Origin of the sequence: Crenobacter cavernae, from assembly GCF_003355495.1 — a bacterium.
Lineage (GTDB): Bacteria > Pseudomonadota > Gammaproteobacteria > Burkholderiales > Chromobacteriaceae > Crenobacter > Crenobacter cavernae.
This window is the reverse complement of the sequence record NZ_CP031337.1, coordinates 1,372,029-1,385,205: the sequence shown is the minus strand read 5'-3', so window position 1 is coordinate 1,385,205 and position 13,177 is coordinate 1,372,029. Positions and strand designations below refer to the sequence as shown.

Here is a 13,177-nt window from a genome sequence, read left to right as displayed (position 1 = left end):
TGCAGCAATCCACCGTCCAATGATCGATGGCCGGTCTTTCTGATCGATCGACACCCTGCCTAGCGAACCGGAGACCACCATGACCCCACGCCTTCTCGTCGCACTGGGAGCGAGCCTTGCGCTGCTTGCCGGCTGTGCGAGCATGATGTCCTCCACCACCGCCAAGAACGCCGGCGGCTACGGCGCCAAATGGTTCGAACAGGCGGGCTACCCGCTCGACGGCCTGCTGCAGTGCCAAGTGCTCGAACCGAACGCCGGCATCGTCAATTGCAGCGGCACCACGCGCAGCGGCGAGCCGGCGGTGATGAGCGGCGACGTCAACTCGCCCGCCGGCACCGGCAACCCGCTGGTCGGCTCGGTGGGCGGCCGCGAAGTGTTCCGCGTCCAGCCCGGACAATGAGCCAGGCAGACAACAAAAAACGGCACCCAGGGGTGCCGTTTTTTGCTGACAAGAGCGCCGCGATCAGGCGAAGTTGACCTTGCCGCCTTCGAACGATTTGAGGATGGCCAGCGACTCGAGGCGCACACCGGCGTCCTCGACGACCTTGCGGCCGTCCTGGAAACCTTTCTCGATCACGATACCGAGGCCGACCGGCTCGGCACCGGCCTGGCGCACGATGTCGATCAGACCGCGCGCCGCGTGGCCGTTGGCGAGGAAGTCGTCGATGATCAGCACCTTCTCTCCGGCCGACAGGTAACGGCGCGACACGCGGACCTTATAGGTCGTCTGCTTGGTATATGAGAACACTTCGACCTCGTACGCGTCCGGGTCCATATTGAGGCTCTGCGTCTTCTTGGCGAACACCACCGGCGGGTAGCCGAAGTGACGCGCCGCCATACAGGCGACCGCGATGCCCGACGCCTCGATGGTGAGAATCTTGTCGATCTTGACGCCGGCGAAACGCTCGGCGAACGCCTCCCCCACGCGCTCGAGCAGTCCGACGTCCAGCTGGTGGTTGAGGAAGTTATCGACCTTGAGGATATAACCGTCGAGCAAACGGCCGTCGGTCAGGATTTTCTGCTTGAGTTCGTTCATGGCGGTGGGAAGAAGGAGGGCTGTCGGTCAAAGCTGAATTGTAACAAAGGCTTGCCGCGCTGTCGGCCGCGGATAACGGCTAATATCTTTATATAAAGATACTTTTTTTGACGCTCATATCTTTCTTTCGCCCCCGCACAAGGGCTCGGCCAAGCTTTCTCACGGGCACGCCGGCAGCGACGTCACGCCAAGCGATTGAAGGCCTATTGGCAAGAAACTCAATAGGATAAGCGGCAAATCGAAAGCGCTTTCGCCACCCGCCTGCCGCCGTAATCACAGAGAGACACCCCTCACTCCATATATCTTCATCTGAAGATATATACGGCGATGACCGCTATGACTTCACACTGAAACGCGTCCTGACGAGGCCCCCCCTACGATACCGAGTGCTCGGGAGGAGCCATTCGATGGCGGCAGATAGCGCAACGAACGGACACGGCTGGCTCAATGCGACCGCACCAACCAAGGTTGGCCGAGCCCTATGCCGCAAGAACGGCCGCCGGCAATCGGCACCACGACGATCAGCCGGCGTGGGGAATCTCGAGCAGCAGCGGCGCGGTGATGTGGCGTTTGAGCGTCGACAGGTTGTCGGCGTAAGCCGCTTGATCGGGCACCACGCGGTTGGCGACCCAGCCTGCCAGCGTCTGCCCGGACGCCTCGATCGCGCGCGCCGTCAACAGCGCGTGGTTGATGCAGCCCAGACGCATGCCGACCACCAGGATCACCGGCAGCTCGAGCCGGGCGGCGAGGTCGGCCATGAACAGCGTGTCGGACAGCGGCGCGAGCCAGCCGCCGGCGCCTTCGACCAGCACCACGTCGGCCCCCTCGGCCAACTTATCGTAATGTTCAGCGATCACGTCGAGCGAGATCTTCACCCCCGCCTCGCGCGCGGCGATATGCGGCGACACCGGCGGCAGGAAGCGGTAGGGGTTCATCGCGTCGCGGTCGGTCTGGCCGGTAGCGGCCACCAGCCGTTCTACGTCGTCGTTCAGCCAGCGCCCGTCGGGCAGCACCTCGCAGCCGGACGCGACCGGCTTCATCGCCGCCACGCGCTTGCCGTCGCGCCGCCACAATTCGACCAGTTTCACCGCGCTGTGCGTCTTGCCGATCTCGGTATCGGTACCGGTGATGAAATAACCCTGAGCCATCGCTGTCTTCCCTGTTTTGCCCACTCAAGCGGGCGCGCGCCGTAATGACAATGGCAAATCCATCGCGTACCTTGGCGACACCCCTGTTTCAATCTTGGATCTGCCACCATGTACGAACAAAGCACCTTCGATTCGCTGACCGCCGGCTTCGGACTCGGCGCCATCCTGTTCATCGCGCTTCTCGCGCTGATCCCGGCCTTCTTCTACTATTTTACGCTGCAAAAGACGATGAACGCGGTCTCCGAGCGCAATCGCGCCTTTGCCGGCGGGCTCGTCTGGCTGTCGCTGGTGCCGGTACTGGGCACGGTCTGGTTCTGCGTCTACGCGATCCTGCTGTCATCCAGCCTGAAAAAGGACCTGGCCGAGCGCCGCCTGCCGGGCGACGGCGGCTTCAGCCTGACCATCGGCTTCGTTATCAGCCTCGTGCTGCTGATGATTCCCTTCATCAACCTGATCGCGCTGATCCCGGCCATCGTGCTGTGGATCATCCACTGGGTGAAGATGGCCGAATACCGCCGCGTAATCGAAGGCACGCCAGGCTCGGCCAACCCTGCGCTACCCGGCTGATCTGACACTCGCACAAACGACAAAGCCCACCTGATCACGCGGTGGGCTTTGTTTTTGCCGGCAGGACGCAGACGCACTGAAGGGCAGCGCCTTGTGGGCACTGCCCTGGCCGCCCCGGCGGATCGCACGCGGAACGGCGGCTGTGTCAGATTGGCGGCGTGGGTAGACGCTTAAACCTGGGTTTGCGGATTGACCCGCGCCTCGCCCGCCAGTTTGTTGAGGGCGGACAGGTAGGCCTTGGCCGATGCGACGATGATGTCGGTGTCGGCACCCTGGCCGTTCACGATGCGGCCGTCCTTGGCCAGGCGCACCGTGACTTCGCCTTGCGATTCGGTGCCCTTGGTGATCGCGTTCACCGAATACAGTTCGAGTTCGGCGCCGCTGCCGACCACCGATTCGATCGCCTTGAACGCGGCGTCGACCGGGCCGGAGCCTTCGGACAACGCGCGCTTCTCGCTGCCGCTGTCGGCGAACACGATCTCGGCGCGCGGCGGCTCGCCGGTCTCGGTCGCGACCTTCAGCGACACGAACTTGTAGTGTTCCTGCTCGATGGAAATCATCTCGTCGGACACGAGCGCGTGCAGGTCTTCGTCGAAGATCTCGCGTTTCTTGTCGGCGAGCTCCTTGAAGCGGGCGAACGCGGCGTTCAGCGCTTCCTCGCTGGAGAGCGTGATGCCGAGCTCGGCCAACTTGGTGCGAAAGGCGTTGCGGCCGGACAGCTTGCCCAGCGTCAGGCGGTTGGCCGACCAACCGACCGACTCGGCGCTCATGATCTCGTAGGTCTCACGGTGCTTGAGCACGCCGTCCTGGTGGATGCCCGACTCGTGCGCGAACGCGTTCGCGCCGACGATCGCCTTGTTCGGCTGCACCGGGTAGCCGGTGATGGTCGACACCAGCTTCGAGCTCGGCACGATCTGCGTCGTGTCGACGCGGGTGTCGACGTTGAAGATGTCGTGGCGCGTCTTCACCGCCATCACGATCTCTTCCATCGCCGCGTTGCCCGCGCGTTCGCCCAGGCCGTTGATCGTGCACTCGACCTGGCGCGCGCCGCCGAGCACCGCCGCCAGCGAGTTGGCGACCGCCATGCCGAGGTCGTTGTGGCAGTGCGCCGACCAGATCACCTTGTCGCTACCCGGCGTCTTGGCGATCAGTTCGCGGAAGAAGGCCTCGGTCTTCTTCGGCACCGCGTAACCGACGGTGTCCGGCACGTTCAGCGTGGTCGCGCCGGCCTCGATCACCGCGCCGAACACGCGGGCGAGGAAATCGATGTCGGAACGCAGCGCGTCCTCGGCCGAGAACTCGACGTCGTCGGTGTATTCGCGGGCGATCTTCACCGCCTTCACCGCCGCGTCGACGACCTGGTCCGGGCTCATGCGCAGCTTGTGCTCCATGTGGATAGCACTGGTCGCGATGAAGGTGTGGATGCGGCCGCGCGCGGCCGGCTTGATTGCCTCGCCGGCGGCGCGGATGTCGCGCTCGTTGGCGCGCGCCAGGCTACAGACGGTCGACTCCTTCACCACTTCGGCCACCGCGCGGATCGCGTCGGCGTCGCCCGGGCTCGCCGCGGCAAAACCCGCCTCGATGATGTCGACGCCAAGTTTTTCCAGCTGACGCGCGATGCGTACCTTCTCTTCCTTGGTCATCGCGGCGCCCGGCGACTGCTCGCCGTCGCGCAAAGTGGTGTCGAAAATGTACAAACGGTCGCTCATGGCGGGCTCTCTCTCGGTCGCGGTCGCCGTCGTCGCGGCACCTGTCAGGTAGGTATTGAAGTCGAACGCTCGTCCCTGGCTCGCGGCCAGTTGCGCCAGCTTGTTCAGCTGCGTCAGCGGCAAGGTGCCGCGCTCGCGCCACTTGTAGATCGCCGCGCGCGACACCGGCTCGTCGGGAAACGCCGCGTTCAACGCGTCGGCGAGGGCACCCGGCCCGCCAAAATCCGCGACCAGCTTGTCGATGTCCAATTGCACGGCTCACTCCTGTGTTTTGTTGAAACCAGATTACGAATAATTAGACAGGCCGTCAAACGTTTTTGACAAAAAAAGAGACGGCCGCATACGCGGTCGTCTCTTTTTGGACGTAATATTCTACTTAATGTCCAATCACGGCACCGACTGGCGTCCGCGGTGTGCGAAATTCCACAGCGACAGCACGTAACCGGACGCGCCATAGCAGACGAAGAAGCCGAACAGCACCAGCGCCGGCTTGGACGCGAGCACCAGGATCACGGCGACGACCAGGAGCAAGGCGACGAACGGCACCTTGCGGCGCACGTGCAGCTCCTTGAAGCTCCAGAAGCGCACGTTGGTCACCATCGAGACGCCGGCGAACGCGGTGAAGCCGAGCGCGAGCCACGGCAGGATCGCGATGTCGTTGTAGCCGTACTCGTGACAGATCCACACGAGACCCGCGACCAGCGCGGCCGCGGCCGGGCTCGGCATGCCGATGAACCAGCGCTTGTCGGCGATGCCGATCATGGTGTTGAAGCGCGCCAGCCGCAACGCGGCGCACGCGCAATAGATGAAGGCGACCATCCAGCCCAGTTTGCCGAGCCCCTTGAGCATCCACTCGTAGGTGACCAGCGCCGGCGCGACGCCGAAGCTGACCATGTCGGAAAGACTGTCGAACTCGGCACCGAACGCGCTCTGCGTATGCGTCATGCGCGCGACGCGGCCGTCCAGGCCGTCGAGGATCATCGCGACGAAGATCGCGACCGCGGCGTATTCGAAGTTCTTGTTCATGCCCTGCACCACCGCGTAGAAGCCGGCGAACAGCGCGGCGAGGGTGAACAGGTTGGGCAACAGGTAAATGCCCTGGCGCCGGAGCGTCAGCTTTTCCGGGCTGAGGGTGTCAGGAGTCTGCATCTTCACTTTCCGCAGAAGACAACGGCGCCACGGCACCGTTGCGGTTGGTATCAACAAGCCGGCTATTGTAACGCGAGCGGCGCGGCGGGCGCGCAACGCCTTGTCCGCCGCGCCAGTGCGCCCAGCGCAGCCGACAGGCGGATAGGCTATAATTCGCTATTTTGACCGAACCCCTGGGAACCGCCCTTGTCCGAGCGTCTCTTCGTCCAGCTGCAGCACCTGCTGCCCAAGCTCCTGATCACCCGCCTGTTCGGCTTTGTCGCGCGTCAGCGCGCCGGCGCGCTGACGCAGTGGATGATACGCCGCTTCATCGCCCGCTACGACGTCAACATGGCGGAGGCGGCGACGCACGAGCCCAGCGCCTACGCCAGCTTCAATGAATTCTTTACCCGCGCGCTGCAGCCCGGCGTGCGCCCTCTGGCGGCGGCGCAGCTGGTCTGTCCGGTGGACGGCGCGATCAGTCAGTTCGGCCGCATCGAGCGCGACCAGATCTTCCAGGCCAAGGGCAAGTCCTACAGCAGCAGCGCATTGCTGGCCGGCGGCGCCACGCTGGCGCGCCAGTTCGACGACGGCCTGTTCGCCACCATCTACCTCAGCCCGCGCGATTACCACCGCATCCACATGCCGTGCGACGGGCGCCTACTGCAGATGAGCTACGTGCCGGGCGAACTGTACTCGGTCAACCCGGCCACCGCATGCGGCGTCGACGACCTGTTCGCGCGTAACGAGCGCGTGGTCTGCCACTTCGACTCGCCGCACGGGCCGTTCGCCCTGGTGCTGGTTGGCGCCACCATCGTCGGCAGTATGGAGACGGTGTGGCACGGTGTGGTCAACCCGCCGCGCAGCGCCAGCGTGCGCCACTGGGACTATCGCGATCAGAACATCACCCTGAAACAGGGCGAGGAGATGGGGCGCTTCTTGCTCGGCTCTACCGTGGTGCTGCTGTTCCCGGACGGTCCGCTGCAGTTCAACGCCGACTGGGCGCCGGCGTGCGCGGTGCGCATGGGCGAGGCGATGGCCAACTGAGCCGCACAACGGCTATGGCGCCATAAAAAAGCCGGGAGAATCTCCCGGCTTTTTGCATTCCCGCGGCGCGGGCTTAGTTCTTGGACTGGTCGACCAGCTTGTTCTTGGCGATCCACGGCATCATGCCGCGCAGCTGGGCGCCGACCTTCTCGATCGGGTGATCGGCGTTCAGGCGACGACGCGCGGTCATGCTCGGGTAGTTGGTCTTGCCTTCGAGGATGAACATCTTCGCGTACTCGCCCGACTGGATGCGGTACAGCGCTTTTTTCATCGCTTCCTTGGTCGCGGCGGTCACCACTTCCGGGCCGGTCACGTACTCGCCGTACTCGGCGTTGTTCGAGATCGAGTAGTTCATGTTGGCGATGCCGCCTTCGTACATCAGGTCGACGATCAGCTTCAGTTCGTGCAGGCACTCGAAGTAGGCCATTTCCGGCGCGTAGCCAGCTTCGGTCAGCACTTCAAAGCCGGCCTTCACCAGCTCGACCGCGCCGCCGCACAGCACGGCCTGTTCGCCGAACAGGTCGGTCTCGGTTTCTTCGCGGAAGTTGGTCTCGATCACGCCGCCCTTGGTGCCGCCGTTGGCAGCCGCGTAGGACAGGGCGATGTCGCGCGCGAGGCCCGACTTGTCCTGGTAGACGGCGATCAGGGTCGGCACGCCGCCGCCCTTCAGGTACTCGGAACGCACGGTGTGGCCCGGGCCTTTCGGCGCGACCATGATCACGTCAAGGTCGGCGCGCGGCACGATCTGGTTGTAGTGGACGTTGAAGCCGTGGGCGAACGCCAGCACGGCGCCTTGCTTCAGGTTCGGCTCGATGTCGCGGCCGTACACGTCCGGCTGCGATTCGTCCGGCAGCAGGATCATCACCACGTCGGCGGCTTTCACCGCTTCGGCGACCTCCTTCACTTCGTGGCCGGCCGCTTCGGCCTTTTTCCACGAAGCGCCGTCACGGCGCAGGCCGACGACGACGTTCACGCCCGATTCTTTCAGGTTTTGCGCGTGGGCGTGGCCTTGCGAGCCGTAACCGACGATGGCGACCTTCTTGCCCTTGATGATGGAGAGGTCGGCGTCTTTATCGTAAAACACTTTCATTTTGCAATTCCTTTTGCTCGGGGCAGCGGGGGCCGCCCCGTTCGATCAGATTTTCAGAATACGTTCGCCACGGCCGATGCCGGAAGCGCCAGTACGGACCGTTTCCAGGATCACTGTACGGTCGACGGCCTCGATAAAGGCGTTGAGCTTGTCGCTGGTGCCGGTCAGCTCGATGGTGTAGGTCTTCTCGGTCACGTCGATGATGCGGCCGCGGAAGATGTCCGCCATCCGCTTCATCTCTTCGCGGTCCTTGCCGGTGGCGCGCACCTTGATCAGCATCAGCTCGCGTTCAATGTGCTCGGACTCGTTGAGGTCGATCACCTTGACCACCTCGATCAGCTTGTTCAGCTGCTTGGTGATCTGCTCGATCACGTCGTCCGAACCGTGGGTGACGATGGTCATACGCGACAGCGTCGGGTCTTCGGTCGTCGACACCGTCAGCGAATCGATATTGTAACCGCGAGCCGCAAACAGGCCCACCACGCGGGACAAGGCGCCCGCTTCGTTTTCCAGGAGAATGGAAAGAATGTGTCGCATGGGTGTCCTCGATCAGCTCAGGTTGCCGTAGTCGCGATCGGATTCGGTCGCTTGCGCTTCGCGCATATGCGGCGGCAGGTCCATTTCGTCCAGGCCCTTGCCATTGCCAATCATCGGGTAGACGTTTTCCGACTGGTCGGTCAGGAAATCGAGGAACACCAGGCGCTCTTTGAGCCGCGGGCTGAACGCCTCGCGCAGCACGCCTTCGACGTCGGACGGCTTTTCGACCTTGAAGCCGACGTGGCCGTAGGCCTCGGCCAACTTCACGAAGTCGGGCAGCGCGTCCATGTACGACTCGGAGTAGCGGTTGCCGTAGAAGATCTCCTGCCACTGCCTCACCATGCCGAGGTAGCGGTTGTTCAGGTTCACGATCTTCACCGGGATGTGGTACTGGCGGCAGGTCGACAATTCCTGGATGTTCATCTGGATCGACGCTTCGCCGGTGATGCACGCGACCTGCGCACCCGGGTTCGCCAGCTGAGCGCCCATCGCATACGGGAGGCCGACACCCATGGTGCCGAGGCCGCCCGAGTTCAGCCACTGCTTGGGCTCGGCGAACTTGTAATACTGCGCCGCCCACATCTGGTGCTGGCCGACGTCGGAGGTGACGATGGCCTTGCCGCCGGTCACTTCGTACAGCGTCTCGACGACGTACTGCGGCTTGATCAGCTCGTCCGAGAACGCGTACTTCAGCGAGTTCGGCGCGCGCCATTCCTCGATCTGCTTCCACCACGACGCCAGCGCGCCGGCGTCGATGGTCTGCGTCGCCTGCTTGAGCTGGTCGAGCATCTCGCGCAGCACCTGCTTGACGTCGCCGACGATCGGCACGTCGACCTTCACGCGCTTGGCGATCGACGACGGGTCGACGTCGATGTGGACGATCTTCTTCGGCACGGCGGTGAACTTGGCCGGCACGCTGATCACGCGATCGTCGAAACGCGCGCCGATCGCGATCAGCACGTCGCAGTTCTGCATCGCCATATTGGCTTCGTAGGTGCCGTGCATGCCGAGCATGCCGAGGCACTGGCGGTCGTCGCCCGGGTAGGCGCCCAGGCCCATCAGCGTGTTGGTACAGGGCAGGCCGAGCGAACGAACCAGTTCGCGCACTTCTTCGGACGCGTTGCCGAGCACCGCGCCGCCGCCGACGTAGACGTACGGGCGCTTGGCTTCCAGCAGCAGGTTGACCGCTTTCTTGATCTGCCCCGGGTGGCCGCGGGTCACCGGCACGTAGGAGCGGATGCTGACGCTGTCGGGGTAGTGGAACTCGGACAGCGCCTGTTGCACGTCTTTCGGGACGTCGACCAGCACCGGGCCGGGTCGGCCGGTCTTGGCGACATAAAACGCCTTCTTGATGGTCGAGGCGAGTTCGCTGATGTCCTTGACGAGGAAGTTGTGCTTCACGCAGGGACGGGAAATACCGACGGTATCGACTTCCTGGAATGCGTCCAGACCGATCGCCGCGGTCGGCACCTGACCGGTGATGATGACCATCGGGATCGAGTCGAGGTAGGCGGTGGCGATGCCGGTGATGGCGTTGGTCGCGCCAGGACCCGACGTTACCAGCGCGACGCCGACTTTGTCGCTGGAACGCGAGTAAGCATCGGCGGCGTGGACCGCGGCCTGCTCGTGGCGTACCAGCACGTGTTTGAATGCGCTCTGTTTAAAGATAGCATCATAAATTTCGAGAACCGCGCCGCCAGGATAGCCGAAGACGAATTCAACGCCTTCCTCCTGCAGGCTGCGGATGACGATCTCCGCGCCCGATATCTGCATCATTGCCTCTTGATTTCATGTTTGTTAGGTTTTAATGGTTGAAATTAGCGTATCTTCGAAAGGCCGGTCAAGCCTTTTTGTGCAAACGCAAAAGGCATAGAAAGCGGGGCAAACCCTTGTCATTTTGCGCGGCCCCCGCGCTGTTTTTTCGTCTTCTGCTGCGACTTTTTCCATTTAATTCCGATAGCATTTCCGACTTCCGCCCGAGCCCCGCCGCCGGCACAGCGAGGCAGCCGCGGCGGCGCGCGATACAATCGCGTTTATTTTGCCGATGTTTCCGCCATGAAAAACCCGCTTCCCGGCGCCGGCCTCGCGCGCCGGCTCGCCTGCCTCCTCTACGAGCTGCTGCTCGTGGGCGCGCTGCTCCTGGTCGCCTCGGCGCTGATCACCCCGCTCCTCAACTGGCTCGGCCCGTCGCTTTTTGCCACCCTGCTGTCGCAGCTGTATTTCGCCGCCGTGCTGTTCGCCTATTTCGGCTGGTGCTGGGTCAGGGGCGGGCAGACGGTGGCGATGAAGACGTGGCGCATCCGCCTGGTCGACCGTGCCGGCTTGACGCTGTCGTGGCGCGGCGCTTTCCGCCGTTACGTGTTCGCGCTCGGCCTCTATGTCGGCCTGCCGGCGCTGTCCTACCTCGGCCTCGCCAGGAGCGGCGGCAGCGTGCTGCAACACGTGGCACTCGCGCTCGTCTGGTGGCTGCTGCCCTTGCTGTCGGCGTGGCTGGACCCGGAAAAGCTGTTCCTGCACGACCGGCTGGCCGGCACGCGGCTGGTGGAAGTGCCGAAAAAGGCCAAGTCTTGAGTCCCGAATAGGCCGCGGCGACAAAAAAAAGGCCACCCTGGGGTGGCCTTCTTGCTGACAAGGTGGCTATCGGGCCGCGTCGCGGTCGTACACCTTCTTGCCGGCGACGTAGGTCGCCGAGATCGCGCGGTCGTCGCCGAGCGTCATCTGGATGAACAGCGCCTCGGCGAAGTCCTTCGCGTACTTCATGCGGTAGGAGATGATCGGCGTCGAGTAGAGGTCGATCACCGCCAAGTCCGCTTCAAAGCCCGGAGCGATGGAGCCGATCTTGTCTTCCAGGCCGATCGCCTGCGCCGAACCGCGCGAAGCGAGGTAGTAGGCGTGGCCTGCCGACAGCGCATTGCCGTTCAGCTGGGCGGCCTTGTACGCCTCGTTCAGCGTCTGTAGCATCGAGAAGCTGGTGCCGGCGCCGAGGTCGGTCGCGAGGCCGACCTTGATCGGACGGCGGCTTTCCTTGGCCTTCTTCACGTTGAACGCGCCGGAACCGAGGAAGAAGTTCGACGTCGGGCAATGCGCGACGGCGGCGCCGGTCGCGTGGAAGATCTCGAGTTCTTCTTCGGTCAGGTGGATGCCGTGGCCGTAGATCGCGCGTTCGCGCATCAGGCCGTACTTGTCGTACACGCCGGTGTAGCTGCCGCAATCCGGGAACAGCGACTTCACCCATTCGACTTCGCTGACGTTCTCCGATACGTGCGACTGGATCAGCGCGGTCGGGAAGTCGCGTGCGAGCTGGCCGACCATCTCGAGCTGTTCCGGCGTCGAGGTCGGCGCGAAGCGCGGCGTGATCACGTATTCGGCGCGGCCGCGGCCGTGCCATTTCTTCGCGAGCGCGGCCGACTCGTCGTAGGCGCGCTGCGGCGTATCGAGCAGCGCCTCGGGCGCGAAGCGGTCCATGGTGATCTTGCCGGCCTGCACGCGCATATTGCGCTTCTCGGCCGCTTCGAAGAAAGCGTCTACCGATTGCGGGAACACCGTGCAGTAGACGGTGGCGCTGGTCACGCCGTTCTTCAGGCATTCGCCGAGGAAGACTTCGGCGACCTCGTCGGCGTGGTCCTTGTTTGCGAACTGCTGTTCGGCGACGAAGGTGTAGTTGTTCAGCCAGTCGAGCAGTTGCTCGCCGTAGGCGCCGATCATCTGCGTCTGCGGGTAGTGGACGTGGGTGTCGATGAAGCCCGGGACGATCACGCTGTCCTTGTAGCTGGTGATTTCCACGCCGGCCGGCACTTTTTTCAGCATGTCGGCGGCCGGGCCGACGTCTTTGATCTTGCCGTCTTCGATGAGGATGATGGCGTCCGACTCGTGCACCATACAGTCCTTCATGGCCTTCTCGAACGGATCGTCCTTGAAGGTGAGCATCGCGCCGCGAATGGCAGTAAGCATCTCGATTTCTCCTGATATGCGGTTTCCGGTGTCGTATTCCGCCGTCGGCCCAACCCGGTCTTGTCGCCGGTTGGCGGAAAAAATCCGCGCCGGCGCGCGGACCTAGGGCAATTCCCATGACGGCTAAGACGCCGCTCCGGTGCATAATGGGAACTGCCGGGCCGATAACTAGCTTTATATCAAAATTCTTACGATAAAGAATCTGTTGATCAAGCTTTTTATCCCCGAAACAACAAGAACGACAGCGAATGCTGTTAGAGCCCGTGATGAACCCGTCCGCGAACCGCGCCCGCTACGCCGGCGACACGCCAGCTGCGGAGCCGCTCGCCGTGCTCCATGACAAGGCTCTAGGACTTCGTGGAACTCGTGAAGCAAACTCTGAAAATGGATACGCCTGTGACCCTTTCCACCCCGACCTCGGCCAACCTTGTCGGCTCCGACACCTCCGCTTCCGATCAGAAGGACCAGATCGACCGCATCGTCGCCTTGTGGCAGGCCGAACGCCCCGAACTCGACGCGTCGACCACCGAAGTCATCGGCCGCATCGTGCGCATGGAGTACTTCATCACCCGCCGCGTGCTGGCCGACCTCGCCCGCTACGAGCTGAACGTCGGCGAATTCGACGTGCTCGCCGCGCTGCGCCGCGCCGGCAAACCGTACCAGCTGCCGCCGCACCAGCTGCAGGGCATGGTGCTGATCTCTTCGGGCGGGCTGACCAACCGGCTGAACCGCCTCGAGACCAACGGCCTGATCGCGCGCCTGCCGGACCCGAGCGACCGCCGCGGCGTGCTGGTGACGCTGACCAAGAAGGGCCTCGCCATCGTCGACGAGGCGGCCGAGTACCACCTGGCCGCCGAGGCCGAGATGCTGTCGCCGCTTGACGCCGACGAGCGCCACCAGATGGCCGCGCTGCTGAAGAAGCTGCTCTTGGCGCACGACAGCCACGACGAAGAGTGAGCCCCCT

General features: G+C 63.7%; 13 protein-coding genes. 5 read left to right on the top strand and 8 right to left on the bottom strand.

Going from position 1 to position 13,177, the window contains the following annotated elements:
- The first annotated feature begins 79 nt into the window (after positions 1 to 79).
- Positions 80 to 400 (top strand): hypothetical protein, encoded by a 321-nt coding sequence (locus DWG20_RS06700; RefSeq protein WP_147289926.1) that lies wholly within the window; start codon positions 80 to 82, stop codon positions 398 to 400.
- 63 nt (positions 401 to 463) lie between these two features.
- Here DWG20_RS06700 and DWG20_RS06695 read toward each other — a convergent pair whose 3' ends face one another.
- Complete coding sequence (locus DWG20_RS06695; protein WP_115433079.1) at positions 464 to 1,036, bottom strand: xanthine phosphoribosyltransferase; 573 nt, start codon at positions 1,034 to 1,036, stop codon at positions 464 to 466.
- A gap of 521 nt (positions 1,037 to 1,557) precedes the next feature.
- The gene (gene bioD, locus DWG20_RS06690) at positions 1,558 to 2,184 is read right to left on the bottom strand and encodes a dethiobiotin synthase (protein ID WP_115433078.1); all 627 of its coding nucleotides are present in this window, start codon (positions 2,182 to 2,184) and stop codon (positions 1,558 to 1,560) included.
- Between the two features lie 108 nt (positions 2,185 to 2,292).
- Here bioD and DWG20_RS06685 point away from each other — a divergent pair, with 108 nt between their 5' ends.
- Entirely contained in the window at positions 2,293 to 2,751 is a 459-nt protein-coding gene (locus tag DWG20_RS06685; RefSeq protein WP_115433077.1) for a hypothetical protein, read from the top strand.
- A 170-nt stretch (positions 2,752 to 2,921) separates the two neighbouring features.
- Here DWG20_RS06685 and DWG20_RS06680 read toward each other — a convergent pair whose 3' ends face one another.
- Entirely contained in the window at positions 2,922 to 4,715 is a 1,794-nt protein-coding gene (locus tag DWG20_RS06680; protein WP_115433076.1) for a 2-isopropylmalate synthase, read from the bottom strand.
- A 132-nt stretch (positions 4,716 to 4,847) separates the two neighbouring features.
- The gene (gene pssA, locus DWG20_RS06675; RefSeq protein ID WP_115433075.1) at positions 4,848 to 5,609 is read right to left on the bottom strand and encodes a CDP-diacylglycerol--serine O-phosphatidyltransferase; all 762 of its coding nucleotides are present in this window, start codon (positions 5,607 to 5,609) and stop codon (positions 4,848 to 4,850) included.
- 186 nt (positions 5,610 to 5,795) lie between these two features.
- Between pssA and asd the strand changes: the two genes are divergently transcribed.
- Entirely contained in the window at positions 5,796 to 6,635 is an 840-nt protein-coding gene (asd, locus tag DWG20_RS06670) for an archaetidylserine decarboxylase (RefSeq protein WP_115433074.1), read from the top strand.
- A 73-nt stretch (positions 6,636 to 6,708) separates the two neighbouring features.
- Here asd and ilvC read toward each other — a convergent pair whose 3' ends face one another.
- Genes ilvC through ilvB form a run of 3 tightly spaced genes read right to left on the bottom strand, consistent with a single transcriptional unit; the run spans position 6,709 to position 10,035 of the window.
- Positions 6,709 to 7,725 carry a ketol-acid reductoisomerase gene (gene ilvC, locus DWG20_RS06665; RefSeq protein ID WP_115433073.1) on the bottom strand — a complete coding sequence of 339 codons (1,017 nt, stop codon included), beginning with the start codon at positions 7,723 to 7,725 and terminating at the stop codon, positions 6,709 to 6,711.
- A 45-nt stretch (positions 7,726 to 7,770) separates the two neighbouring features.
- Positions 7,771 to 8,262, bottom strand: a complete 492-nt coding sequence (gene ilvN / locus DWG20_RS06660; RefSeq protein WP_115433072.1) for an acetolactate synthase small subunit — start codon at positions 8,260 to 8,262, stop codon at positions 7,771 to 7,773.
- A gap of 12 nt (positions 8,263 to 8,274) precedes the next feature.
- Positions 8,275 to 10,035, bottom strand: coding sequence for a biosynthetic-type acetolactate synthase large subunit (gene ilvB, locus DWG20_RS06655; RefSeq protein ID WP_115434751.1), 1,761 nt, complete (start codon positions 10,033 to 10,035; stop codon positions 8,275 to 8,277).
- A gap of 282 nt (positions 10,036 to 10,317) precedes the next feature.
- On the opposite strand from ilvB, the gene DWG20_RS06650 reads away from it, so the two are divergent.
- A complete protein-coding gene (locus DWG20_RS06650) occupies positions 10,318 to 10,833 on the top strand; it encodes an RDD family protein (RefSeq protein ID WP_115433071.1) in 516 nt (171 codons plus the stop codon).
- Positions 10,834 to 10,899: 66 nt separating this feature from the next.
- Here DWG20_RS06650 and guaD read toward each other — a convergent pair whose 3' ends face one another.
- Positions 10,900 to 12,213, bottom strand: a complete 1,314-nt coding sequence (gene guaD, locus DWG20_RS06645) for a guanine deaminase (RefSeq protein WP_115433070.1) — start codon at positions 12,211 to 12,213, stop codon at positions 10,900 to 10,902.
- A 396-nt stretch (positions 12,214 to 12,609) separates the two neighbouring features.
- Here guaD and DWG20_RS06640 point away from each other — a divergent pair, with 396 nt between their 5' ends.
- The gene (locus DWG20_RS06640; protein ID WP_245944789.1) at positions 12,610 to 13,170 is read left to right on the top strand and encodes a MarR family winged helix-turn-helix transcriptional regulator; all 561 of its coding nucleotides are present in this window, start codon (positions 12,610 to 12,612) and stop codon (positions 13,168 to 13,170) included.
- Positions 13,171 to 13,177 lie beyond the last annotated feature (7 nt).